Origin of the sequence: Lacimicrobium sp. SS2-24 (assembly GCF_002201535.1) — a bacterium.
GTDB lineage: Bacteria > Pseudomonadota > Gammaproteobacteria > Enterobacterales > Alteromonadaceae > Lacimicrobium.
Genome location: NZ_NIWW01000003.1, coordinates 358990 through 385913, shown reverse-complemented (window position 1 = coordinate 385913; position 26924 = coordinate 358990). Strand labels below are relative to the sequence as shown.

Annotated in this window: 18 protein-coding genes; 11 read left to right on the top strand and 7 right to left on the bottom strand. The window is 51.3% G+C overall.

The features are described 5' to 3' along the window. The first annotated feature begins 79 nt into the window (after positions 1–79). The 4 genes from CCY32_RS07760 (at position 80) to CCY32_RS07745 (ending at position 6340) form a co-directional block, all read left to right on the top strand. Positions 80–2041, top strand: coding sequence for a class I adenylate cyclase (locus tag CCY32_RS07760; RefSeq protein WP_088330028.1), 1962 nt, complete (start codon positions 80–82; stop codon positions 2039–2041). 22 nt (positions 2042–2063) lie between these two features. After that, entirely contained in the window at positions 2064–2537 is a 474-nt protein-coding gene (msrB, locus tag CCY32_RS07755; RefSeq protein ID WP_088330027.1) for a peptide-methionine (R)-S-oxide reductase MsrB, read from the top strand. An 84-nt stretch (positions 2538–2621) separates the two neighbouring features. Further along, positions 2622–3686 carry a hypothetical protein gene (locus CCY32_RS07750; RefSeq protein ID WP_088330026.1) on the top strand — a complete coding sequence of 355 codons (1065 nt, stop codon included), beginning with the start codon at positions 2622–2624 and terminating at the stop codon, positions 3684–3686. A gap of 221 nt (positions 3687–3907) precedes the next feature. Further along, positions 3908–6340: a prolyl oligopeptidase family serine peptidase gene (locus CCY32_RS07745; protein ID WP_088330025.1), complete on the top strand. Its 2433-nt coding sequence runs from the start codon at positions 3908–3910 to the stop codon at positions 6338–6340. Positions 6341–6550: 210 nt separating this feature from the next. Here CCY32_RS07745 and CCY32_RS07740 read toward each other — a convergent pair whose 3' ends face one another. Next, positions 6551–7303, bottom strand: a complete 753-nt coding sequence (locus CCY32_RS07740; RefSeq protein WP_088330024.1) for a hypothetical protein — start codon at positions 7301–7303, stop codon at positions 6551–6553. A 208-nt stretch (positions 7304–7511) separates the two neighbouring features. Here CCY32_RS07740 and CCY32_RS07735 point away from each other — a divergent pair, with 208 nt between their 5' ends. After that, on the top strand, positions 7512–8015 hold the full coding sequence (locus tag CCY32_RS07735) for a thioredoxin (RefSeq protein ID WP_141096193.1): 504 nt from the start codon (positions 7512–7514) through the stop codon (positions 8013–8015). Then, positions 7996–9657 (top strand): acyl-CoA dehydrogenase family protein, encoded by a 1662-nt coding sequence (locus tag CCY32_RS07730; RefSeq protein ID WP_088330022.1) that lies wholly within the window; start codon positions 7996–7998, stop codon positions 9655–9657. The genes CCY32_RS07735 and CCY32_RS07730 overlap by 20 nt, the downstream gene beginning before the upstream one ends. Positions 9658–9661: 4 nt before the next feature. Here CCY32_RS07730 and nspC read toward each other — a convergent pair whose 3' ends face one another. The 3 genes from nspC to CCY32_RS07715 all read right to left on the bottom strand — a co-directional run bounded on the left by nspC (position 9662) and on the right by CCY32_RS07715 (position 13600). Next, entirely contained in the window at positions 9662–10798 is a 1137-nt protein-coding gene (gene nspC, locus CCY32_RS07725) for a carboxynorspermidine decarboxylase (protein WP_088330021.1), read from the bottom strand. A gap of 89 nt (positions 10799–10887) precedes the next feature. Continuing rightward, complete coding sequence (locus CCY32_RS07720) at positions 10888–12090, bottom strand: saccharopine dehydrogenase family protein (protein ID WP_088330020.1); 1203 nt, start codon at positions 12088–12090, stop codon at positions 10888–10890. Between the two features lie 139 nt (positions 12091–12229). After that, complete coding sequence (locus CCY32_RS07715) at positions 12230–13600, bottom strand: MATE family efflux transporter (protein WP_168171452.1); 1371 nt, start codon at positions 13598–13600, stop codon at positions 12230–12232. Positions 13601–13840: 240 nt separating this feature from the next. On the opposite strand from CCY32_RS07715, the gene CCY32_RS07710 reads away from it, so the two are divergent. The 4 genes from CCY32_RS07710 to CCY32_RS07695 all read left to right on the top strand — a co-directional run bounded on the left by CCY32_RS07710 (position 13841) and on the right by CCY32_RS07695 (position 19700). Further along, positions 13841–15436, top strand: a complete 1596-nt coding sequence (locus CCY32_RS07710; protein WP_246840558.1) for an AbgT family transporter — start codon at positions 13841–13843, stop codon at positions 15434–15436. A gap of 18 nt (positions 15437–15454) precedes the next feature. Continuing rightward, complete coding sequence (gene hemH / locus CCY32_RS07705; protein ID WP_088330017.1) at positions 15455–16534, top strand: ferrochelatase; 1080 nt, start codon at positions 15455–15457, stop codon at positions 16532–16534. Positions 16535–16775: 241 nt separating this feature from the next. Beyond that, positions 16776–18701, top strand: coding sequence for an EAL domain-containing protein (locus CCY32_RS07700; protein ID WP_141096192.1), 1926 nt, complete (start codon positions 16776–16778; stop codon positions 18699–18701). A 30-nt stretch (positions 18702–18731) separates the two neighbouring features. Beyond that, positions 18732–19700: a GGDEF domain-containing protein gene (locus tag CCY32_RS07695; RefSeq protein ID WP_088330015.1), complete on the top strand. Its 969-nt coding sequence runs from the start codon at positions 18732–18734 to the stop codon at positions 19698–19700. Here CCY32_RS07695 and CCY32_RS07690 read toward each other — a convergent pair. Beyond that, on the bottom strand, positions 19691–21694 hold the full coding sequence (locus CCY32_RS07690; protein ID WP_210401700.1) for a TonB-dependent receptor: 2004 nt from the start codon (positions 21692–21694) through the stop codon (positions 19691–19693). The two genes, CCY32_RS07695 and CCY32_RS07690, sit on opposite strands and share 10 nt — an antisense overlap. Before the next feature lie 190 nt (positions 21695–21884). Here CCY32_RS07690 and CCY32_RS07680 point away from each other — a divergent pair, with 190 nt between their 5' ends. Next, positions 21885–22727 carry a transporter substrate-binding domain-containing protein gene (locus CCY32_RS07680; protein WP_168171451.1) on the top strand — a complete coding sequence of 281 codons (843 nt, stop codon included), beginning with the start codon at positions 21885–21887 and terminating at the stop codon, positions 22725–22727. A gap of 46 nt (positions 22728–22773) precedes the next feature. Here the strand turns inward: CCY32_RS07680 and CCY32_RS07675 are convergent, their stop codons facing one another. Together CCY32_RS07675 and CCY32_RS07670 are read right to left on the bottom strand one after the other, a co-directional pair. Then, entirely contained in the window at positions 22774–23730 is a 957-nt protein-coding gene (locus CCY32_RS07675) for a diguanylate cyclase (RefSeq protein ID WP_088330011.1), read from the bottom strand. Then, positions 23727–26924, bottom strand: coding sequence for an ATP-binding protein (locus CCY32_RS07670; protein ID WP_141096191.1), 3198 nt, complete (start codon positions 26922–26924; stop codon positions 23727–23729). Before CCY32_RS07670 ends, CCY32_RS07675 begins: the two co-directional genes overlap by 4 nt.

The window sequence follows — 26924 nt, the reverse complement described above, 5'->3', positions numbered from 1 at the left end:
ATTTTCCCGCCTGATGGGCCATTCTTACAGACATGTCCTGTATTGAAAACCAAAATTTACGGGCCTATACAGAGAATCTATGACGGCACAAAAGCACACCATTCAGCATAACCTGGCCATACGTCTGTTGCGGGTATTAAGGTATAACAAAGCCCGCAATGAGCGAGCATTGGCGCTGATGCCTGAAGACAAGCGCCCCCTTTTTCACGTGCTGCCCTTTTTACTGCATGTCAACCATCCGGACTTTCCGGGATATATTGACCATGCTGATGTGCCTTTTGGCATCAATCATTACTCATTACGAAAACAAGTCAGTGAAGCCTTGTTAACCGTATTCGGTGCATCCACAGCCAGTGCTGAGAAAATACGTGCGCTTTGGCCAAAACGACGTGCAATTGAGTCTTTAGCGCTGATGGGCAGTATTGGCACGATCGCGCAGTCATCCTCCTCTGACTTTGATTTCTGGGTCTGTGTTCATGGCAACCGGCTTAAGCCCAAACCGCGAAGCTTGTTACAGAAAAAGCTCACCCTGGTGGAAAAGTGGGCAGAGGAGCAAGGCCTGGAAGTGCACTTCTTTTTATCCGACATCGAAAAAGTGCAGCTTAATGATTTTGGTGAGGCCGATGAGGAAAGCTCGGGTTCGGCGCAGGCGCTGTTTCTCAAGGCCGAATTTTACACCACCAATGTGGTGGTGGCCGGCAAGCTGCCGTTCTGGTGGCTGATGCCGGACAAGATTTCCGATACGCACTATCAGGAACTGATTGGCTCGCTGAAACCTAATCAGCCACCGGATCCAAGATTGTTTATGGATCTGGGCAACTTACAGGAGATGGACTCTGGCGAGCTGTTTGGCGCGGCTATCTGGCAGATCAGTAAGGCCATGGACTCTCCTTTTAAGTCGGTACTGAAAATGGCGAAACTGGAAGTGTTTTTGCACAACCTGAAGCACAGGCAACCTCTGTGTAATGTGCTTAAACGTAAGGTCCATAGCGGAGTCCGTGCACCCGGGGAGCTGGAGCATGTAGACCCCTATGCCCTGATGTTTGACGAACTTATCCAGCACTATCAGGCCGTGAATGAAGCTCAGATAGTTGAATTGCTGCAATTGTGTCTGTACATCAAGTGTGGTTGTCGGTTGAGTCAGAAGGTGCCGGAAAAGGAGCACACCTTTAAACGTCAGATCCTGGCCAGTTATGTGCAGCAATGGGGATGGAGTGAAGAATACATTGAGCGACTGGATAACCTCAGTCACTGGAGTTTTCGCGAGCTCTCCGCGCTGAGCCGGCAGATTCACGGCTTTTTGATCCTCTGTTACCGCCGCATTTCGTCGGCGATCCGCTTGTCTGAGCAGACGGTTAGTCAGGAAGATATGACGGTTATCGGTCGCAAACTGGAGACGTACTACAGTAAACGTGCAGATAAAATAGAGTATCTGCGCAGCGCTTTTGATGATGAATTATATTGTTCGGTAGCGACGGTGAAAGCCAGACCATCGGCTAACCAGAAGCGGGAATGGTCTCTTTACAGCGGTAATCAGATTAACTGCGATGCAGAGGGGTTGAGTAATGTATTGCTCAAATCCGGTGACAACCCCATCGACCTGTTACTTTGGGCCGTGTGGAACAAAATTATTGACGGTCAGACTCGCCTTTATCTGGATTATCACACCGAGCCGGTCAAAGAAGAGGATCTGAGTCTGCTGGTGGCACATTTGCAGCAGGTCTTTCCTCCGGTCAGAGTATCGACCCTGAGCCGGGCGGCGTTGTTAGCCCCGGTGAGGGTGCAGAAGGTGATGGCGGTAATGAATTTCGAAAGTCGTCGTCTTAAGTCTGAAGTGGATAGTTTGCGGGTGATTATCCTGAATAGCTGGGGTGAGCTCAGTGTGAGTGACGGCTTTGATGCGCTCAAGGCGTTGCGTGCTGAGTTTGAAACACCGCATCCGCCTGAGGTGTATCTGTCCGTTCCATCGCAAAGTCATAAGCAGCGGTTATTTGAACATTTTCTGAGACTCTCAGGGTTGGGCGTCGTGACCTTGTTATAAGGTGTTAATAGAGGAGAAAAGTATGCTCGATTGGAATGCGGTAATGCAGTTTGCGACTAAAGGTAATCCAACGCCGCCGCGCCGTGTGCAAAAAACACAGGCACAATGGCGCGAGCAGTTAACTGATAACGCTTATGCCATTACCCGGGAAAAAGGCACGGAACGTCCTTTCAGTTCAGGGCTGTGTGAAGCCATTGAGCCGGGGCGATACGCCTGTGTGTGCTGCGGCTCACTGCTTTTTGATGCAACGCAGAAGTTTGCCAGTGGCAGTGGCTGGCCATCTTTTACGCAGCCAGCACAGGAGAATGCGGTGGCCTATCATCTGGATGATTCTCACGGCATGCAGCGTATTGAGTCTCTGTGCAATGTGTGTGACGCGCACCTTGGTCATGTTTTTCCGGACGGACCGCCTCCTACCGGGTTGCGCTATTGCATCAATGCCGTCGCGCTGACCAAACTGGACGAAGAGGGTCATCCAAAAGCGGACAAAAAGTAACAATTCGACACAAATCTGAACGAGATAAAACCTTGGCTCGGGTGCACTCTGTGGGTATCGCAAAAACGACCCGCGGGAGTATTTATGTCTCACTTCAAAGCCCTTTTTTTGCTTGGCAGCATCTTATGGCTGACCGCCTGTAATGGCAGTATTGAAGCCGGCAACCCTATTGTGGAACCCCCCTATCAGCCCGGTTTCAGTGCTGCCGGACTCAACCAGCATATTGTCCATCGTCTGGTCAGTCATCAGCAGCAACTCTATGCTGCAACCGATCAGGGGCTTTATCGTCACCAGCAAAATGATCAATGGCAACGTCTTACCCATGAAGAGTGGGACATCATAGATATCGCCATAGTCAATGACGAACACCTGCTGATCAGTTACAGGCACAAAGAAAACGCCCTGCTTGCTGAAAGTCTTGACCAGGGTGACAGCTGGGAGCTGGTGACGCATAACTTTGGCGGCGGCGCGTTGTCACCGGCTGATATGGGAGAACCCATCAGACGCCTGCAGTACCATGAGGCTAAGCTCTATGCAGTGGGGTACAACGTGCTGGCCGTTTCCGAGGATTTCGGCAGAAACTGGCAACTGCTGGCGGGCAACTGGAACGCCTTTGCAACGGGGATGTCAGCGCTTGCTATCAATCAAAATGGCATCGATATCTGGTATGGCGGACAGGGGGCCATCGAAAATCCGCTGTTGATGCATTATCGTACCGATTCCATGGCCTACAGTGAATTCCCCGGCATTGACGAATTACTGCCTGTTCCCAGCACCGTCAAAGACATCGTCTTCGATCCTGACCTGCACCATGTGATTTTCATCACGGGCGAGGGTGGCATCATCAAAACCAGTGACAACGGAGAGACCTGGCAGGCGTTACATACCAATGAAGATTATCGCTTTTACTTTGACCTTGTGCTCGACCCCAAGGACAAGAATATCCTCTATACCGCGGGTTGGAACAAAGACTATGACCAACCCCAGCCACTTATTCTTGAGCGCAGCGAAGACGGAGGACAAACCTGGGAGCAATTTCAGCACCCTGATGGTGAGCTTTTCGGTGGCGTTCACAGCATGACAGTGCATCAGCAGCACCTGTACCTGGGGTTATACAAAGGCGGAGTGATGCGGGTGTCAATGGATTAGCACACAAGGCGCGGGTTTAACCCTGTGCCTTTGCTGGCAAATTGTCTTTGAATTCGGGTAAGTTATCGTGTTTTACGATACCTGAACCGGCACCTCTGATAGGCTCGTTGCAGATAAAAAAGCAATCCGCATAGTCAGCGGTTCGCCCAGAGTGAACCGCTGACTATGCGGATTGGTCGTAAAAAAGGTCCGCTGAAGCTTTCAAGAATATAAGGAAGTCCATGTACAAATTATTGATTTTATTGATTATTCTTGCGCCTTCGCTGGTGCATTCACAAATGCTGGATAGCAAGAGGATACGGGTGGTCGGTCCGATTCCTTTTCAGCAAAGCATGGACAGTCCGCACCTGGATGCCATGTATCAGCAAACGCAGGCGCAGGTTATGGAAGCGGGCATGGCCCCCCTTGAGGCCTTTGGACAGACCTATCCCTGGAGCACGGCCGCTGAAATTACAGGCTCGCAGGCAGGCTTGATGGCTTATACCCTGACCTTGTCCGTACAGCGTTTTACACAGGGCGAACTGGTGATAACCGGGCTGAAAAAACCAAAGGTTTTTGTAGCGGGCACGGTGGCGGAAAAAGGAGAGAAAGGCTACAAACTGGCGCTGATAAACGGAGAACATCGGTTGGTAATCCTGGCTCAGGGAACCGAAGAGGAAAAGGCTCCAGGCTTTGAGTTTATTGGTAAAGCCGAATGGGATGAGGTGGCCCTGGCAGATGGTGCTGCGCATCGTCTGTCTATGCAGCAGCTTTACGACAGTCAGGTCGTGTCATCCCTGAACGTGTCTGATGATGGTGAGTATGCGCTGGTCGGTTATCGTCATTATGAACAGCATAGCGGTGATACCCCCATAACCCATACTGAGCTGGTGGCGTTGGATTCCGCCAGCATCAAACACCGGTGGTCGGACTCCATGGCCGGTGCCACTTTTACTCCTTCCAGTGAGGCGCTGGTGTATCTGCAGGGAGAACGCCTGCTAAGTCTGGATTTGAGTAGCTTTGAAACACGCACTCTGGCAGAGGGGGTAGACGATGTTTCCGGTTTTCGTTTCCTCGATGACAATACACTGATATTCAGCTGGAAACAGGACGGCAAAGACGATGGCAAGCTGGTAAAGCGTTATCAGTCTCTGCAAGATCGCTGGTCCTATTGGCGTGATAACAGTCAGTTATATCAGCTGGATATGCAATCGGGACTGATTCGCCAGCTAACTCAGGCCGACAGCAGCACGTATTTGCTGGATATCAGTGATGACAAACAGCGATTGTTGCTGATGCGCTCTGTGGTGGATTACAGTCAGCCCCCCCATGGTAAAAGTGCACTCTATGAACTCAACCTGTCCTCCTTGCAAGAGCGGTTGATAGGTGAATACTGGGCGCTAAACGGCGCCGTATATAGTGACAAGGGTCTTTACGCTTTAGGCGGGCCAAACTTCGCACAAGGCAAAGGGTTAGCGGTGGGCGCCGGTCAGACAGCCAATGACTATGATGGCCAGCTGTACCATATGCAGCTGGATGGCAGCGGTGTTACAGCATTGTCGACACAATTCGATCCGGCCATTACCTCTATGCGCTCCGTGGGTCACAATCAGCTGGTGCTGACGGTGACCGATGAAAGCCGAACCCGCTTGTACGGCTTTAAAAACAATCGCTACACTCTGCTATCACCCAAACTGGATGTGATAGACCAGGTCGCCGTGGCCAAAGGTAACACCCCCAGATTGGTTTACGCCGGCACCTCAGCGTCATTACCACAGGCTTTGTATACCCAGAAGTGGGATCGCGACGCCAAAAAACTCTGGGATGCGTCGCAAGACTATCAACATACCCGTATTCCAAAGATGCAGGAATTTGATTTCGTTAACGACCGTGGTGACAAAATTAAAGGGCGGGTCTACCTTCCCCATGATCTGGATAAACAGCAGCAGTATCCGGCGCTGGTTTACTATTATGGCGGTACATCGCCCGTGAGCCGCGCATTTACCGGTCGCTATCCGTTTAATTTGTGGGCCGCTCAGGGTTACGTGGTGTATGTGCTGCAACCCTCAGGCGCCTATGGCTTTGGCCAGCAGTTCTCTGCGCGCCATGTGAATGCCTGGGGTGAGTACACTGCTGCGGATATTATGCAGGGAACGAAGGCGTTTTTAGATGCCCACCCCTATGTCGATAAGAACAAGGTTGGCCATCTTGGTGCCTCTTATGGCGGCTTTATGACCATGTATCTGGCGACCCAGACCGATATGTATGCCGCATCAGTTTCTCACGCGGGTATTGCCAACATCGCCTCATACTGGGGCGAAGGCTGGTGGGGGGCATTGTATTCCGGTGTCGCCTCAAGAGGCAGCTTCCCCTGGAATAATGCCGAGCTGTATACCGAGCAGAGTCCATTGTTCCATGCCGATAAAATCAGCAATCCGATGTTATTGATCCATGGTGACGCCGATACCAATGTGCCGCCTGGTGAGAGTCAGCAAATGTACACTGCATTGAAACTGCTGGGTAAGGATGTGGAACTGGTGGAGTATAAAGGCGACAACCACCACATTCTCAGTCGCGAGAAGAGCTTTCATTGGTGGTCCACCATACTGGCTTATTTTGACAAGCATTTAAAACAGCAGCCACAGTGGTGGCAGTATTTGTACGCTGACGAATAGGTGCAGGCTGACTTGTTGATTCTCCTATGAAAAAGGACTCTGGTAATGCTCCTGGCTGTGCGCCTGCATCAGGCTGAGGGGCCAGGCGGTATATCACACTGAAAAGTTCAGGGACGCTGATGCGTCCCTGACTTATTGCTCAACGCGAACAGCGGCCTTAGGTGAAGGGTATCGCTGACAGTACGCCTTGTTTACCGTTAAAGGCGGCGGTTACATCATCGAAAGCTCGGTATTTAAGCGGTAAATCTGATACTCGTTGGTATCAAAATGATCAGACCAGCCCTGCATGAAAGCCTGGGCTTTGTCCTTATCGCCAAAGTGTTTGACTAACAGCTCACTGAACTTCTGTTCGGGGGGCGCCATATCGGCGTAATTGTTGTAAGGGATAACCAGACTGACACTGCGTGGCCCTCCTACTGAATAGGTCCATCCCCAGTGATAAGGCCAATTGTGGGTTTTGGCTATGCTGCTCATGGTGGCAAGATCTGCCTTCATGGCGGACCAGTGGCCAGCTTTTACCTGCATATTGGTCACACCCACATAGCTATAGCTGAGGTCCGCTGGCCAATGACTGTTTTCACTGTCTACTGTGGATAAATGATGGGCGTAAGAATGGACCAGTTTGTCGGCTTTTTTCTGCCAATGCTGCATCGGATTTTTTTCTTTGTTCCAGGCCATATACTGATCCTGATCTTTCCATTCGAAGCAGCAGGCGCGGATGATAAAGCGATCCAGTTTGTCACCCAGCACAGGAGTATAGATTTTCCACTTGCGCGGATCTTGCAAAGTAACCCGGTGTGCCACATGTTCTTTTAGTGCTTTGCGGAAATCATCGCTCTTGCCTTCTTTAGGCGTCATCACCCAGGACTCCGCCAGCTTTTCGGTTGCCTGCGCGACCATGCCGACACTGAACAACAGGCTCACCATCAGGGTCATGGCAAGTTTTGTAATCAGATTATTCATTATTGCTTCCTTTGAGTTTTATCAACAGAACGCCAATTAACGAACAACGATAGAGCCACAGCTGAACAAGCTAACGGTAATTGGTGGTGTGTGCTATTCGTCAAATATCCAAACAGCGCATAAAGCATAGTCGGTTTACTCTGGCAACGATGACTGTTTTTAAAACATAATGGATCAAGCACCAATCATTTTATGGAGTCATGACATCATGCGTCATTTTTTTCTCTTCCTGCTCGGTGGGCTGTGTTTAACTGCCTGTGTGTCGGCACATAACGGCGAGGCCGCATTGGGACCCATAACCGGCGGGCAGTTGCGCTCACAGTTTGCAGAATTTGAGCAGGCGTATCAGCGGTTTCAGCCAGGTCCACGGGAACTGGAGGCCATGCAGGCCTTGAAGGGTAAGTCTGTGCTGGTATTTCTGGGAACCTGGTGCCATGACAGTCAGCGTGAAGTTCCCCGATTGCTAAAGTTGCTGGATGTGTCCGGCGTTGAAATAGAGGCGCTGCAACTCATCGCCGTGGGCCTGGATAAGCGTGACCCGCAGGGATTGGCGCAGCAGTTTAATCTGCTTTATACCCCCACTATTATTATTAAGGATGACACCCGTGAGCAGTATCGCATGGTGGAGCGACCAGCAGGAGAGCTGGCGTTGGTGCTGCAAAGTGGTGTGATGGAGGCAGAGGAGCAAGATCATGACACGAAAAAACAGTGACCATTTTGCTAAAACGCATGAGGTGTTTAATCAGCCCCTGGCGCTGGAAAACTACAATGCTTACCTTCATGACCCGGCACTGCAGTACTGGGTCAACCGGTTTGGTGGTAGCTGGGGAGGATCGCGCCTTACTGAATTTGGGCGGCGTACAGGACATGATCTGCTGGCAGCGGGCTTTGCGGCTAATAAATCGTTGCCTGAGTTTCAGTCCCATGACCGCTTCGGGCATCGCATCGAACAGGTTAACTATCATCCGGCCTATCACCAGTTGATGGGCCATGCCATTGAAGCCGGACACACCAGCCTGCCATGGACCCATCATCAGCCAGGCTCCCATGTGGTCAGAGCCGCCATGGCCTATCTTCACAATCAGGCGGATCCGGGATCAGGTTGTCCGCTGACAATGACTTTCGCCAGCGTACCGGCTATTTCCAGGCAGGCCGATGTGGCCGCAGTGTGGCTGCCGCTTATCACCGCAACAGAATATGACAGTGGCAATAAGCCCTATTTTGAAAAAGGCGGTGTGACCATTGGTATGGCGATGACGGAAATACAAGGGGGCTCAGATGTGCGGGCTAATACTACCGTCGCAACCCCTCTGGGTGAGGCCGGGCCGGGGCAGCTCTATTCCCTTGTGGGGCACAAATGGTTTTGCAGTGCGCCCATGTGTGACGGGTTTTTAATGCTGGCTAAAACCGGTGACAGATTGTCCTGTTTTCTGGTTCCCCGTTGGTGTCAAGATGGCACCCGAAATGCCATTTATATTCAACGTCTTAAGGATAAACTGGGGAATCACTCTAACGCCAGTTCGGAGATCGAACTGCGCGGGGCCCAGGGATGGCTGCTCAGTGACGAAGGTCAGGGGATCCGCACTATCATCGAGATGGTAGCCTTAACCCGTTACGATTGTATGCTAGGCTCCAGTGCACTGATGGCACAAGGCGTCAGAGAGGCCATCTGGCATACCGGAGGCAGAGAGGCTTTCGGCAAACCCTTGCATCAACAGCCCCTGATGCTGAACGTGCTCGCGGATCTGGCGCTGGAGGCGGAAGCCGCCCTGGCCGTGTCGATGCGCATTGCCCATGCCCTGGATAACCAAACACAGGTCAGTGAAGCGGCTCTGGTGCGCAGCGCCACCTCCATTGGTAAATACTGGATCTGCAAACGTGCAGTACAACATAGCTTTGAAGCCATGGAGTGTATTGGCGGGGTAGGTTATGTAAATGACAATATTTGCAGTCGTCTGTACCGTGAGGCGCCGGTGAATTCAATCTGGGAAGGGTCGGGCAATGTGCAATGTCTGGATTTACTGCGCGTGTTGCAAAAAGAGCCTGATTCACTCAACGCACTGTTAGCCGAGCTTGAGCTCCCCCGGGGTCGTTATGAGTGCTATGACCGCTATCTGGATGGATTGCACCAGGTCCTCACCGATCATGCTCAGCTGCCCTATCGGGCCAGACAGGTGATGGAACACCTCGCGCTTGCCTGGCAAGCCGCGACCTTGCTGTCCTACGCAGAGCCATGGATTGCCGATGCCTTTGTGCAATCTCGCCTGAACGAACGAGGTTATCACCAGTATGGAACCTTGCCTGAATCAGTGGACTGCGACGCCCTGGTGGACAGGGCATTTGTAAAGCTATGAAGGATTATGAAAGTTTGTTGCGAAAGTCCTCATAGGCGAACTGACGCACCAGTTCAAAGGTGCCATCGGTATGCAGAATGCCGATAGAGGGGTGCTCCACACCGTTGAAGAAGGTGGTTTTGACCATGGTGTAGTGAATCATGTCTTCGAAGATGACGCGCTCGCCAACCTGCAATTCGTGATCAAAACTGTAGTAATCGATGACATCGCCTGCCAGACAGGAATTGCCCCCCAGCTTATAGTCAAAGGCTTTCTCGCCGCGCTCACCGGCACCACGCACCGTGGGTCGATAAGGCATTTCCAGTACGTCGGGCATATGTGCTGTGGCTGAGATATCCAGAATCGCAATGGCGCCATCGTTATTCACGATATCCACCACCTCTGACACCAGCGGACCCGTCTGCCAGGCAACGGCGGATCCAGGTTCGAGAATGATCTCCAGATCATATTTTTCCCTGAATGCCTTTAATGTGCGAATTAAATGGTCCACATCATAACCCTGACGTGTCATCAGATGGCCGCCACCGAGATTCAGCCACTTTAACCGGTGCAGGTACTGACCAAAGCGTTTTTCCACCGCCTGCAGGGTACGCTCGGCAGCAAAGGAATCACATTCACAGAGATTATGCACATGAAAGCCCTCTATGCCGCTGAGGTCGATGCCTTCGAGTTCATTGCTGCGCACGCCCAGGCGGGAACCCGGTGCACTGGGATCATAGAGCTCTGTGTCGGCTTCACGATGCTCAGGGTTAATGCGTAATCCCATGGAAATGCCGGCCTGCGCTACCTGCTGGCGATAACGTTGCCATTGGGTCAGGCTGTTGAAAGAAATGTGGTTTACCAGCGTAACCAGCTCATCCATATCCTGTTGCTTGTAGGCAGGAGAATAGGCATGCACTTCCTTACCCATTTCATACTTGGCCAGTTTGGCTTCCCATACTGAACTGGCAGTACAACCTTGCAAATACTGGCCAACCAGCGGGAAGGTCGCCCACATGGAAAAGCCTTTTAAGGCCAGAATAATGCTCACACCCGCCTCATTCTGAACCCGCTGCATCAGCTCCAGGTTCGCCTTTAAACGTGCCTCTTCGAGTACGTAGCAGGGTGAGGGAATTTCAGGGTTATTCATTGGATCGTTCAAGCTGACTATCCTCGGTCATTGCCACAACAAAGGGAGGTCGGGCCGCAGCACGACCTCCGTGCGTCGGAGTACTGTCCGACTGGCTTCATTTATTTTTTAAACGGACTTTTCTCGCATTCAATCACTTGCCACGGCAGTCCGTGCTGATTGAGCATATCCATAAAGGGATCCGGGTCAAACTCTTCCATGTTGTAAACCCCCGGTTTTTTCCAGGTACCGTTTAACATCAGCGCCGCGCCGATCATAGCTGGCACGCCGGTGGTGTAAGAAACCGCCTGGGCACCAACTTCTTCATGACATTTGGCATGGTCGCAATTGTTGTAGATGAAGATGGTTTTCTCTTTACCGTCTTTGACGCCGGTGATGTAGGTGCCAATACAGGTCATGCCCTGATAACCCTCAGACAAGGAGCCCGGATTTGGCAGTACCGCCTTGAGGAATTCCAGTGGAACGATAGGCTGGCCCTGGAAGTCAATGGGTTCGATACTGGTCATGCCAATGCCTTCCAGTACCTTGAGGTGCGTCAGGTAGGCTTCGCCGAACGTCATCCAGAAGCGTGCGCGTTTGAGACTGGGGAAATTTTTAACCAGCGATTCCAGCTCTTCATGGAACATCAGGTAAGACGCGCGCACACCAATGTTCTGATAATCCAGATCTTCACGCACAGAGAGGGGGTCGGTTTCTTTCCACTGACCGTCTTCCCAGTAACGACCGCGCTGGGTAATTTCGCGGATATTAATCTCAGGATTAAAATTGGTGGCGAAGGCTTTACCATGATCGCCGCCATTACAATCGACGATATCCAGATAATGGATCTCGTCAAAATGATGCTTGGCCGCATAAGCGGTAAACACATTGGTGACACCCGGGTCGAATCCACTCCCCAGCAGTGCCATCAAACCCGCGTCTTTAAATTTATCCTGGTACGCCCACTGCCAGGAATATTCAAATTTAGCCACGTCTTTAGGCTCATAGTTTGCCGTGTCCAGATAATCCACGCCTGTGGCCAGACAGGCGTCCATGATAGGCAGATCCTGATAAGGCAGTGCCAAATTGATAACCAGATCCGGCTCGACCCTTTTAATCAGCTCAATCACTTCACCGGCATCGTCAGCATCAACCGCAAACACCCCTTTGAGACGATCTGCACCGACTTCCTGCTGCAACGCCTCACATTTAGAGAGGGTGCGGCTGGCAAGATAAATTTCATCAAAAAGCTGTGGTAAACGAGCACATTTTTTGACCGTTACGGAACTGACGCCACCGGCACCAATAATCAATACGCGAGACATAAATGAGTATCCTCCAAAGGTATTTAGCTTGTCCTGAAAAGCCGTACTAACAGGCAGCAGATTAGCGGCTGCATGCTAACACCTATTTGCATTCTGGCAACAGTTTCTAACCTTAGTTTAATGTCAGTTAGTGTACAACTCAGACCCGCTCAGGGTTTTTTCGTGCTTCTCTGGCGTGAATATGAGAGTGGTGCCAGTGTTGTTGTCGCCAGCGTCTCCAGAACAGCAGGGCGCGGCCGCACTCATCCAAAAGGGCTCCCAGTAGCAGCCCACTTAATCCCCAGTTCAGGATAAACGCCATCACATAAGCCATAGGCAGGGCGACCAGCCAGGTAAAGAGTGGTCCGGCGATGGAGATATACCAGCCATCACCGGTGGCGCGCAGATTAAAGCCCACCATGATGTTGGTGGTGCGCCCGGGCTCCGATAATGCTGCCAGTAAAAACCACCAGGCGGCACCACCAAGTAACTGTTGCTCCTGAGTGTACATGGCCATAATGGGATGATGGAAAGCCGTGAGGATAACGGCCACGACGCCTGTGCCCATCAGGGATATTCTGAGACTGTGCCTGAGCTGTTGATCGGCATGGGCCAGTTTGCCGGCACCCACCTTTTGGGTCACCAGAATCTGAGTGGCGGTTGTGAGGGCGACCGAGATGATGACACCCAGCATAAAGGTATTGAAAATAAAAATCTTGGCAGTCAGCGCCAGCGCGCTGACCTTCGCTGCCAAGCTGTTGAGCATGATCAGATTCAGGTCAAAGGATATCGGCTCAATAATACTGGGCGCGCCAATTCGCACCAGGTTCTGACTGACTGAAGCGGAATGGCGCCTGATATCGCCCCACTTAAAGGGCAGGTGCAGTTGAGTAGCGATCGCCACAAGGCTTACCAGAACACCCAGCAACGAGGCAATAACGCTGGCCCAGGCGATACCGGTAATACCGTAATCCGGTATACCGAAAAGCTGAAAGACGATAATGGTGTTACCCACCAGATTGGCGAGAAAATAGATAAGATTAGCGAGCAGGTTCCAGCCGGGCAGGCCAAACATATTCAGTATTGATTGACAGATGGCTTTGGCGCTCCAGATGACCACCAGGACAAATGCCACGTGCAAATAGTGATGGGCGTAGTCGGCCATTTGTGCTGGTAGCCCCATCAGGGCGATAAGCGGGTCGATTCCCCAATACAATAGCGCCGCAAGCATCAGGCTCAATATCATGCACCAGAATGCAAAGACCCAGATCGTGGCAATGGCTTTGTCTTTTAAGCCGGCCCCCAGTCTTTGGTTGGCAATACTGGCGCCGGCAAAGACGATGACCCACAGCAGATTGCCGCACAAGAACAGGATGGGGGCAATGGCTCCTGCTGCGGCAGCGGCGTGATCACTGATGATGCTGAGAAAAAGGGTGTCGATTAATGGCACACTGAATTGCAGTGCCTGTTCCAGTAACAAGGGTTTACTCAGCCCCCATAATCCTTTTTGTTGTGCGCTTGATGTGTTCACTGGATTGTTGCTATTCCGGTTTCTGCCAGTCTGGCCGACGCAAAAAATGGAGCCTAGTTATACCGACAAAACAGATGGCACAACAGAGATTGCAAACCTATTCAGCGAATAAATCTGTTTTCCGTTCACTTTTCGCGACGTTTCGGCCAGTTTTAGCGCTATCAGTGCGGTGCCTCCGAACCGCGATTAAGGTAAACTATGTGGTTTTGACAAATTGTTATGCAGTTAAGGAGTGTCCCGGTGCAGACAGAAAACACCAATAATAATGTCTCGCAGGTTTCAAATAATGGTTGGTTTAATCGTTTTCTAGCGACCGTCGAGTGGGCCGGTAATCTACTTCCTCACCCAATAACCCTGTTTGCCAGCTTTGCCCTGTTTATCGTTTTGCTGAGCGGGGTATTGGGTTACTTTGACATCAGTGTCATGGATCCCCGGCCTGAAAATGCAGCGGGCAGAGCACCAGATGGTGTCATTTATGTGGTGTCGTTGCTCAGCGCGGAGGGACTGGCAAGGATAGTCACCGGACTGGTAACGAACTTTACCGGATTTGCACCCCTTGGCACCGTTCTGGTGGCACTGCTCGGCGTCTCTATCGCGGAGCATTCGGGGTTACTGTCAGCGGCCATGCGCGGACTGGTGATGAACGCGTCCAGACGCATGGTCACTGTCACAGTGGTATTTGCCGGTATTCTTTCCAACACGGCATCGGAGCTGGGGTATGTTGTGCTTATCCCGCTTGCGGCGATGATCTTTCACTCCCTCGGTCGTCATCCTCTGGCCGGTCTTGCGGCAGCTTTTGCGGGGGTATCCGGGGGCTATAGTGCCAATCTGTTGCTCGGCACAGTGGACCCGCTATTGTCGGGAATTACAGAAGCCGCCGCCCACATGATTGACCCTGACTATATCGTGGGTCCGGAAGTTAACTGGTATTTTATGATAATCAGTACGTTTCTGATTGCGGGCTTAGGGGCGCTGGTGACAGAAAAAATCGTTGAACCCCGTCTGGGTCATTATGATCCCTCAGAGGCCAGTATCGAATTATCTGAGCAGAAAATGGAAGCCCTCAGTGGAACCGAAAAGAAGGGATTAAAACTGGCGGGAGTGGCCTTTGCACTGGTGTGTGCTTTATTGGCGCTGACTATCGTACCTGAGTGGGGGATTCTGCGTCACCCGGAGACCGGTGAGGTGGCGGGTTCGCCATTTTTGCGTGGTATTGTCGCTTTTATCTTTATCAGCTTTGCTATTCCCGGTTTTGTCTACGGCAAGACAGTGGGTGTGATGAAAAATGATAAGGATGTTATCAACGCGATGTCCAAGGGGATGAGTACTCTGGGCATGTATATTGTGCTGGTGTTTTTTGCCGCGCAGTTTGTTGCTTTTTTTAAGTGGACTAACCTGGGTACCGTTTTGGCGGTAAAAGGCGCAGCCATGCTTCAGGCCCTCGGACTGGATGGTCCGGAGGTATTCGTGCTGTTCATCCTCATGTGTGCCATGGTTAATCTTTCGCTAGGAAGCGCCTCGGCACAATGGGCCGTCACCGCGCCGATTTTTGTCCCTATGCTGATGCTGGTGGGTTTTGCACCAGAAGTGATTCAGGCGGCGTATCGCATCGGTGACTCGGTGACCAATCTGATCACCCCCATGATGAGCTATTTCGGGCTTATTCTGGCGGTAGCCAGTCAATACAAGAAAAATCTCGGCATTGGCACCCTGGTGGCGACGATGTTGCCCTATTCTATGATCTTTTTTGTCGGCTGGACGCTACTCTTCTACGTGTGGGTGTTCCTGCTGGGGATGCCTGTAGGACCAGGTGCGGAAACTTATTATCAGCCGTAGTTCGGGTAGGGAGAGACAATGAAGTATCGAAATAGCCAGGGATTCAGTCATCAACAAGCGGACAAGGTGGGGGTGCTGGTAACCAATCTTGGCACCCCTGATGAACCGACAAAAACCGCGCTTAGACGTTATCTGAAAGAGTTTTTGTCTGACCCGAGGGTGGTCGAGGTGCCCCGCCTCATTTGGTGGTGTATTCTGAATCTGGTGATTTTAAACATTCGGCCGGCTCGTTCGGCAGCGGCCTACAAAACGGTGTGGACCGACCGAGGGTCACCACTGTTGTTCCATACCCGCGATCAGGCTAAGGGCATTCGCCAACATCTTGCACAAAAATGGGGCGATGATGTGCAGGTGGAGTTTGCCATGCGGTATGGCAACCCCGCCATTGATACCACCGTAGACAGCATGTTGAAAAATGGCGTCCGTAAGCTGCTAGTGTTGCCGCTGTATCCACAATACTGCGCCTCGACCACGGCATCCACCTTCGACAAGCTCAGTCAGTATTTGCAAGGCAAGCGCTGGATGCCGGAACTGCGCTTTATTAACCAATACTGCGATGATGAAGGCTATATCCGCGCCGTTGCCAATAAAATACAGAGCCATTGGCAGGCACACGGCAGAGCCGATAGGTTAGTGTTCTCCTACCATGGTATTCCCCGGCGCTATCTGGATAATGGTGACCCTTATCATTGTCAGTGTCTCAAGACATCACGTCTGATTGCCGAGCAACTGGGGCTGGATCCACAACACTATCTGACCAGCTTCCAGTCCCGTTTTGGTAGAGAGGAATGGCTCAAACCCTATACCGATGCCACCTTAAAAGGCCTGCCTGCTCAAGGCGTGGAATCTGTGCAAATCGTTTGCCCCGGCTTTTCGGCCGACTGCCTGGAAACCATTGAGGAAATTGGGGAAGAGAATCGCGAGTATTTTATGCAGGCAGGGGGTAAACGTTATGAGTACATTCCGGCACTCAATGCGGATCCGCAACATATTGATATGCTGGTCGATCTGATTGAGCGGAACCTCAGTGACTGGTTACCGGTGAAAAAAGAAGAAGGGCGCAGTGAGCGAGCCATGAAGCAGGGGGCTGCGCAATAAACTGAAGCACATGCGGAGGCGGGCTGTTTTAGGCGATGTGAGATGGTCGCCAGTAATAATATTGGAAAGGGTAAGTGATTGAATGTCGTGACAGCTGACAGACTTCACTCAGGCCAGTTGCTGCGAAAACGAATAAACCTGTCTCTGACTGACATCAGGTGCGAATATTTTATGTTGCTTCTTTGACCCACTTTGCTGCCAAGTCTACACTCATTTTACTGTGGTTAACTGAGCTGTATTCTTGTCTGATAATTCGTCTACGACGTCTTCCCGCCCCCTAAAACCCTTGTCTGCAGACCAGGCACTGGTGTTTAAGCTGGATAAATTACGTCAGATTCTTATCGCCAGTGAATTTTGTTTGATGGTGGTGATGGTGCAGCGACTGTTGATCGGGAGCTGGCAGACGGCCACCATTCTCGGGGTGCTGGCCCTGGTACTGGCGATTTGCTACTACGTGGCTAAATATGGGCGTTTGCAGGTGGGCGCAGCCCTTTTTCTGACATCGCTTACCATTACAAGCAGCTACTTTATGTGGACTTATGGTGGTCTGGGTGACGAAGCCCTGCTGGTTTTTCCGGCCATTCTGCTTTTTTCTGCCGTAATCGCCAGCTACGGCTTACTGGTATTACTATTACTTTATATGCTCGCTACGGTTATGTTGCTGGGCTATGTCAATGAGTACAACCTGTATACCAATGTGATACAGGAGACCAGCCTCAGCAGCGCATTTCTGACCAGTGCGATTCTGATAATCGTGTCCTTCAGCGTGTGGTTATTATCCCGGGATTTGCGCAATCTGCTGGAAAAGTTGTCCTATGAAAACCTCAAGGTCATGCAGTCAGAGGACGAAATCCTGAGGTTGTACAATCACGATCCTCTGACCAACTTACCCAACAGAAGATTAGCGAAAGAGTTGTTTGACAAGTCGGTTGCGCTCGCTCACCGGGAAAACAGTAAAATCGCGCTGATATTTCTGGATTTGGATCATTTTAAGGCCATTAACGATTCGTTGGGACATGCCTCGGGCGATGAGTTTCTGAAAAAGGTCGCAGAGCGTTTGTGCAGTGTGCTGCGTGAATCAGATACGGTATGTCGCTTCGGCGGCGATGAATTTGTTGTGTTAAGCCAAAGCTTTGAAAAGGATGCGCAAATTCATCAGCTTGCGCAGCGCATTTTGCAGGGCATTGCGCGTCCCTTTTTTATCAATGGCAACGAGCTGATTGTCAGTGGTTCTATCGGCATTGCGCTGGCGCCGAATGACGGCGACTGTTTCGATGATTTGTGTCAAAAGGCAGACACAGCGATGTACAGTTGTAAAGACAAAGGACGCAACAACTACTGTTTTTACAACCAAGACATGAATCAGTCAGAGATGGAGGTGTTGCAACTCACTCAGGATTTGCGTCAGGCTCTGGTCAGCGAGCAACTGTGCTTGCACTATCAGCCCAAAGTTAACCTTCAAAGCGGTGAGATTGTGGGAGCAGAAGCACTGATACGCTGGCACCATCCTCAGCGTGGCTGGATTTCACCGGTTGACTTTATTCCCCTGGCTGAACGCGCCGGGCTTATTATCGAACTGGGCCGCTGGGTATTGGAAACAGCCGTGATCCAATGCAAACGCTGGCATGAAATGGGTTATAAGCAACTCAGTATTTCTGTGAATGTGTCTGCAATCCAGCTCCGTCGCGGTGATTTTGAGGTGCAGGTACAAGAGGCCCTTCGTCAGGCAGGGTTACCGGGCACATCACTGATTCTGGAGTTGACGGAGTCACTGTTGCTGGATGTGCAACCGAGCTTGCAGCTTTGCCTGCAAAAACTGCGACAGCAGGGGGTCATTCTCGCCATCGACGATTTTGGTACCGGTTATTGCAATCTGGGATATTTACAGCGTTTCGACGTTAATATGCTGAAAATTGACCGCAGCTTTGTGAGTAAGATCAATCACAGTAATCAGGACAAGGCCATTGTAAAAGCCATCATTCAGATGGCCCATAGTCTCAATCTCGAAGTCGTGGCCGAAGGGGTGGAAAGCCTTGATGTTGCCGAGCAACTCAGAGAGCTTGAATGCGAGAAAGGACAGGGCTTCTATTGGTCAAGGCCATGTGAGGCGTTAACATTCCTTGAGTTGTTACAAACTAGCCAGATACCTCAGACCCATAGCTCATAGTCACAGAGGGAAAAAGGAGAAGGAATCGCAATGCAACAGCCGTATCGCACAGCCGAAGAATGGGTGGTGATGACAATTAGCCTGCTGGGGGCTGTCAGTATCAGCCCGTTTATGGCCATACGGGTGATGCAGGGTGACTGGTTAATTGCGTTGCTGGATGCGGTGGCCATTTTTGCCATGCTGACCATTTTCTTCTTCGTCAGAGTCAGGCGACAAACCAGTCTGATGAGCCATGTACTGGCATTGGTGTGCGCGCTGGCATTGCTGGGCACCATAGAGCTGCGTGGCAGTGAACAGGTTTTCTGGGCTTATCCCGCAGTGTTGGCCGTGTTCTTTCTGCTCAGACCCTGGCTGGCGCTGCCCTATGTGGTTGTAACGCTGCTGTTGATTTTTCCTGTTCTGTTAGATGACATGCCTCTGACCCGGTTGGCTGGATTCTATCTGACCATCAGTGCCACGGTGGGTTTTACCTTTGTCTTTGCCCTGAGAATGCGCCAGCAGCAACAGATGCTTCTGCAACTGGCCACAACCGATGCCCTCACCGGTGCGGGGAATCGCAGAGCCTTGGAAGAGCAGTTGCTCGAGGCCGTGGCACAGTATCGACGGGCTCCCCTTTCGATGTCGTTGATCCTGTTAGATTTGGATAACTTTAAGAACTTCAATGACAAATATGGTCATGAAGAAGGTGATGTGATTCTTCAAAAAGTCACTGATATCATTCGTCAACGGATACGGCGCACCGATAAAGTGTTTCGTTTCGGGGGCGAAGAGTTTGTGATCCTGGCCTGCAATACCGGATTACAGGAAGCGGGTAATCTGGCAGAAGCGCTGCGCAAGGAAGTCGCCTGTGCCAATATCAGTCGGGAAACGGTGACTATTTCACTCGGGGTTGCCGAATATCAGGGCAACGAAACCGGATTTGAATGGCTGGGCCATGCCGACAAAGCCATGTATCAGGCGAAGGCATCAGGGCGCAACAGCCTTTGCCTTTACCAATGATGACTGAGATTAAGGTATACAGAACGTGGCTGACCAATAAAGTATCGGTATTGGCCAAATCCGTAATCTGCCCGCTCTGCATAATCGGTGTCCAGAATATTCAGTAGGTTGAGGCTGATGCGCCAGTCACCCAATGACTGTCGGGCTCGCAGGTGTAATAAATCATGGCCTTCATAGTCAGCGCTGTTTTGTGGATCCAGGTAATAACGGCCCATTTTCACCCATTCCAGCTCCACTGAGCGATGCTCATCTTCTTGCCAAAGCAGGCGGTTGTTGAGCATGACGCGGGGCGCAGTATCGATGTCATTGCCTTTTATGTCTGTACTGGCCAGCGAGAGATTGTTGCTGTAGTGATGTTTTGCCCAGCTTCCGCTGAGGTGCCATGACCAATGTTTAGTGAACTGATAGCGCAGGGCCAGCTCTATTCCCTGGTGGCGTGTTTCTCCGTTACTGACATTGCGTCGCTCGGTGTCCTGAAAGATGAAGTTGCGCTTGTCCATATAAAAAACGGTCATGTCGTAAAACCAGTCCTGATGCTCGCCACGTAAACCCACCTCAATGCTGCTGAGTCTTTCTGCATCCAGTTCCGCTAACTGCTGTCCTTGCTGCAAGCGAAAAAGCTCCGTGGCTTGTGGCGCCCGAAATCCAACGCTCAGTTGTGAGTAGAACTGGTGTTGAGGAGAGAGCTGGTAAATGATGCCCAGTGAGGGGGACCAGTTTGGGTAACTTAGTGTCGAATTTTGTGGCCGGATAAACCGGCATACCTCTACCTCTTGCGCGCAGGCGCTGCCCGGAGCCAGGTTGGTCTGGTAATCGTATTCCAGCCAGTCGTAGCGCAAGCCGGCGGTCAGACTGATATCGCGATGTGCCTGCCAGCGAAGACTTATAAAAGGGGACAGTGTGCGGGCATGCACCTCATAATCATAATGGTCACCCTGAGGAATGTTAGGTGCAAAAGGCAGAGGTTGTGTTTCGTTGAGCTCTCCCTGTGTCCATTCCGCATCCAGGCCAGCCTGGAATAACCACTCCTGCTGCTCCCAGGTATACAGACTTTGTATACCCGCTCCAACCTGGGCGTTTTCTTCAATCGCCTGCCAGGGCAGGTAATGTTGCAGGAAATTCATATCCTGATATCTCAGGTAGGGTGTCACACTCAACCGCTGTCCCGACCAGGCTTTCACCCACTGACTGTGAGCCCGCAGGGACTCAGCATTCCGGTAGGCTTCCGGGTTGGGGTTGGTGCGTCGCAGGTTATCATCCTGATAGGCCTGGCGACCTTGAACATAGCCTGCCGTTTCCTGGTTAAGGTGACTCAGTGCAACGCGATTAGTCACATGCCAGTCATGCAGCGAGAGGGTCTGAACCAGATTCAGTTTTTGCTGCTCATAGCCTGAGTCCGCCTGATAGCCGCCATCGTGGCTGAGATTACCATAAACAAGCAAAGAGTCTGAGCCAAGCTGGAATTTACCACGCATATAGTGGTTGGGGCCGGTTTCCACAGACAGCTGATTATCGCTTATTGCGGGCATGGGAGAGATAACATTAATAATGCCATGCACGGCATTGCTGCCATACCAGCTACTGCCCGGCCCTCTGAGTACTTCAATGGAGGCGGCTTGTTCAGAGTTAATTTCGAATAGCTGATTGGCATTACAGAATCCGCTGGCGCGGCTTGGAATACCATCTTCTGCAATCAGAAAAGCGCCACAGCCCCCAGCCCCGGTTAAGACAGGAGAGCGAATCGCCGTTAAGTGTTCCTGACCGTTTCCCCGGCTGATCCATGTACCTTGCACGCGATCCAGTGCCTGATTAATATGAACTGCATTCAAAAGCTCAAGCTCGGCTGCACTCACGTTGGCGATGCTTAGCGGGTTCTCAGCCACCGTCAGAGGCTGGCGCTGAGCGGTCACCACAATGCGTTCGAGTTCGCTGGCCGCAATAGGAGCGGCGGTCATGGCGATGCAAAGAGAGAAAACAGATATAACGCGCTGCATGGACATCCAGATTAAGCTAAAGAACGTATGCTCTCACAGCGTCAATCAATAAATCTACTCAATGGCGGCAGTGTTCAGTTTTATGCGATGAGCCAAGATTCTCGTCGCCGACACAACAACACTGCTGATAGGATAAGGGCAACGGAGTGTGAATAACCACTTATGGAAACAGGTTCAGGGATCACAGAGCATGAAAAAGATACTGATAGGTCTGGCACTGTGGTGCAGTGTCTGTACGCTTTGGGCACAGGCACAGGCACAGGCACAGGCACAGGCACAGGCACAGGCACAGGCACAGGCACAGGCACAGGCACAGGCACAGGCACAGGCACAGGCACAGGCACAGGCACAGAAGCGAGAGCCTTTGATTCTGCCCATTTTTGATACCGATAAACCGCCTTTGGCCTATAAAGACGAAGGAGGCCAGTATCGGGGTATTTACATTGATTTGTTTAAAGCTGTGCTGGAACAGGCAGGAATCGCATATCGCCTGATACCGATGCCGTCGAGTCGGAATCAGCGCATGTTCGAACAGGGAAAAATTGCTATGGCATGCTGCGCTAATCCGGTCTGGTATGCTGAGCCCCACCAGCAAGCGATCCAATTATTTACCTATCCGCTGTTTTACACTCAGGACCTGTTTGTCTTTGCGCCGACAAAGGTGTTTCCCATTGAAAGTCTGGAGGACTTACATGACAAGCGTGTGGCGCTGGTAAGAGGCTATGGCTATATCGGTGCAGAGAACTTTGGTGAGCGTATTGATCTGAAGAACGAATCCGCGGTGCTTGATTTTATTGCCCGTGGGCGGGCCGATGTGGCTATTGTTAATGAGCGCATCCTCGATTACTGGCTGCGTCAGCATCCCGGAAAAGTCGTCAAAGGCCCGGTACATGATCGTGCAACCTTGCATATTCAATTGCACAGGGATTGGCAACACTTATTAGCGCCACTGAATCAGTCGATCACAGCGTTGGTGGACAGTGGTCAGGTAGAGATGATTATTGCACGAGCCAGTGCCCCTGCGGCGCACTAATATCGGTTCGCTAAAAGAGTGGCCATCCAACCGGCCTGCCATTGTCTCAGAACGATGAGGTGGACGGGGTATTTAGTGGCAACTCGCTGATCCCCTGATTGTCGCAAAACCACAGGATACGGTTTTTGCCTTTGTGTTTCGCCATATACAGCATGTCGTCTGCCATTTTGATGGCGTCCTGCGGGTTGATATCTACTTCAGGGTGACAGGTATAGCCACCTATGCTGACGGTGATGTTGCCAATATCTGCATGATTAAACTCATCCAGTGGCATCTTTTCAATCGCCTGACGACAGTGCTCCATGACGTCTATCGCACCTTGCTTTGGGTTATCGGGCAACAAAATGATAAATTCTTCGCCACCGAAGCGCGCGACCAAATCGCCGGGTCGTTGCAAACGTTCATTCAGTGTTCCCGCTACTTTTTGCAAGACTCTGTCCCCGGCGGCATGCCCGAAGTGGTCGTTGTAGTGTTTGAAGTTATCAATGTCCACCAGAACCAGAGACAGAGGGTTTTGTCTGCGCAGCGCTACCCGCCACGCTTTTTTCAGTACATCTTCGTAGCGACGACGGTTAGCGATACCGGTCAGAGGGTCAATATTTGCCAGTTGTTCCAGCATTCTGCGTTGACGCACCAGTTCCAGGTGGAGTCTGATGCGTGCAAGAACGATGGTAGTGTGAAATGGCTTTTGAATGTAATCACAGGCGCCAAGCTGAAAGCCTCGCTCCTCATGCTGAATGTCGCCCAAAGCGGTAATGAAAATAACCGGAATATCACTGGTGGCGGGATCGCGCTGCAACATTGTCATGACCTCAAAGCCATCCATGCCAGGCATGACCACATCTAAGAGGATTAGATCCGGCTTTAGTTCGGTGGCTTTGCGGATCCCCTGCTGGGCGTTTTTGGCCAGCAGAATATCGGCCTGATTTCTAAGAATATCACTTAAAATCATCAGGTTGTCGGTCTCATCGTCAATGATTAATATCTGTTGGCGTGGTGTCATGACGTGCTCTTTCCCTGCTCTTCGTCACGGCGTTCATGATTGTCTGATCGTTCCGTCAGTTGAGTCAGAATATCCCTGGCCAATTTCGTTGCCTGTTCGAACTCCACTTCCTGGGTGAATTGTACAAGTTGCTCAAACTTGTCACAAAGCAGAGGATCTGCAAGCTGAGGTTGCAGATTATTCAGGTGTTCCAGGGCACTGAGATCGGATCGTTGCAGCATCGGAATCAGGGCGCTGAGCTCGTCAGTGAGCTCAGTCTGACTCAGTGTTCTGACCGTGTCATGCTTGTCCGTACACAGGGGCTTTAATGTGTCGAGTAAGGCCTCAAGGTGCTGACAGATGTCATTGAGATCATTGCCACAGGGATGCTCGCCAGACAGTTTGCTTTCCAGCGCCTCACAGGCCTGTGACAACCTGAAGGCACCAATATAAGCGAAACTGGATTTGAGAGAATGAACAGCACGATACACGCCCTGTTGATCGTCAGCTGCCAGCATACGCCTTATGCGGCTGGCTGTATGTTGTTGGTCTCGACAGAAGCTATAAATAAGCTTCATATACAACTCAGTATTTCCCGCCAGGCGCTGTAAAGCCCCTGTCGTATCCAGTTCTGCAAGGCCGCTGATGGCTTCCATGCTCTGTTCAGGTCGCTGCCGTGGTGCATCCGGTGATATTAATGAGGAGATTGCGGAAGGGGACGGTGCATCAGAGACAGGTGTCTTTACCGGTGTTGTGGGTAAATAGTGCTCCAGCATCAGGTACAACTGCGCGGGCTCTATGGGCTTGGCCAGATGAGCATCCATTCCAGCCTGCTCGGATTTCAATCGATCGGATGCCAAAGCATGAGCGGTCATGGCAATGATAGGCGTCTGGATGTGCAGGTCTTCGCGAATTTTTCGGGTTGTGCTGAGGCCGTCCAGCCCCGGCATCTGGATATCCATCAGAATCAGATCATAAGGTTGACGCTGCAATAGCGTCAGTGCTTGCTCGCCGCTTGAAGCGATATCCACCCGCACACCCGTTTTATTCAACATGCCTTTCGCCACTTCACAGTTAATACTGTTATCGTCAACTAAAAGCAGAGTGTATCCGCTGAAATCCGGCGGTGCTGGCATGGCGTTGGCGACACGGGGCATGACTTCAGCACCAGCCTCCGAGTGTTTCAGAGGCAGTTTCAATGGTAGCGTAAAGCTAAAAGTGGATCCTTTTCCGGGTTCACTGTCTACCCAGATCTCACCTCCCATCAGCTTGCACAATTGTTTACTGATCGCCAGGCCCAATCCGGTGCCGCCATATTTTCTGGTGATAGAGTCATCACCCTGAGAAAAAGACTGGAACAGGTTTTTCTGCTGTTCGTCGGTCATGCCAATACCGGTGTCGGCCACACTGAATAGCAGAGTAGGGCCCCCATGATGAGGATCATTTCGCTGCCGTACAGATACCGTGATGTGTCCTTCGGCGGTAAACTTTACTGCATTACTGATAAGGTTCACCAGCACCTGCTGTATACGCCACGGATCGCCGATCACCTGAACCGGCGTGTCCGGTGCAACATGGGTGATCAGTGACAAACTTTTCTCATGGGCCTGCACCGTGTTCATATTCAGCGCGGACTTGATCACCTGGCTAGGCTTCATCTCTATCTGGTCGATATGTAATTTTCCCGCTTCGATGCGGGAAAAATCGAGAATGTCCTCCACCAGTCGTAACAGCGTGTTACCGGAATCGAGGATCTTGTTGAGGTAGCCTTTCTTTTCTTGCGCTGAGCCGGTATCCAGAGCCAGTCGACTCAGGCCCATCACTGCGTTGATGGGGGTACGAATCTCATGGCTCATGTTAGCCAGAAATGCCGCCTTGGTTTGAGCCGCTGACTCTGCTTGCTGACGTGCTTTTTTCAGTTCTTCTGTCAGACGACTTAAGCGTTGACGTTCTCGAAAAATATGTACGGCCCACAGTGTGATCAATCCCAGTGCGCCAAACAGCATGGCCGCCATTAACCGCGCATTCTGGGTATTCTGATGACTGACTTCCTGCTCCAGTTGTAACAACTGATTTTGCTGCTCAAGCTGTTCTATTTGTGCGGCTTTGGTTTCACTGTCAAACAGCGCCTGCATGACACTCAACTGCCTGGCGCTGCGCTCACTCAGATACTGCTGCTCTGTTTGCTGGGCCGACTTCAGGGTTGCAAAAGCGAGCGGCAACTTACCTTGTTGTTGGTAAATATCGGCAAGGTGGTATTCGACTTTGCTTAGGTTTGCTTTACTTCCCATATCCTGAGCGGTTTGACGGGCCTGTAGAAGCAATGCCAGAGCCTGCTCCATCTCACCTTGTCTGCTTAAGGCGGAAGACTTCAGAACAAGAGAACTAAATAAAGTGTATTGAAGGTTATTCTGAACGGACAATTCGATAGCTTTATCAAGTAAAGCGATAGCTCCGGGAATATCCTCTTTGCTAAGCTTGGCTTCCCCTAGGGCATTGCTGGCAATAGCTATTCCCAGATTATCCTGAGCTTCAGTATAGAGAGCCAGTGCATTTTTAAAATAGCGTGTGGCCTCATCGATATTTCCTAATTGCAGAAATACATCACCAGTACCTTTTTCTGCACTGGCCAAATTATCTTCACCTGCCGCTAAACGCCGATATTGCTGATAATACTCCAGGGCGGTCTGGTACTGTCCGGCGGCCTTGTAGGTATTGGCCATATTATTATAACAATAGCCTTCATACAGCTGATTGCCGGCTTCACGATAATAACTGGCGGCCTGCTGGTATTTGGTTATAGCGCGGGGGTATTCGCCGACACTTTGTAATACATTGGCCTGTAACATTAGTCCACGGGCACGGACGGCAGGTAATTTATGCTGTTCGGCCAGGAGTTCGGCGTCACGGGCGTGCTGCATGGACTCGCCATATCGGCCCATAAAGTACAGCGCATAGGCCGAGGCATTTAGTACCCGACCATGGGCACTGGGATCGGGGTTATCGGCAAAAAACGCCAGCGCCTGCTGTGCCAGGGTAAGGGCATCTTCGGGCTGATTACGGGCCAGTTGCTCGGTACGTTCGGCAAACCAGTTACCGCTGACAGATTTCTGAAAAGCCGAGCCCGGTGCCGGATTATTGTCCGGACTCTGAGCGCCTGCATCGGGGAATGATACCGATGCAAGCACAGCCAGAAAGCACAATAACCGGCACAC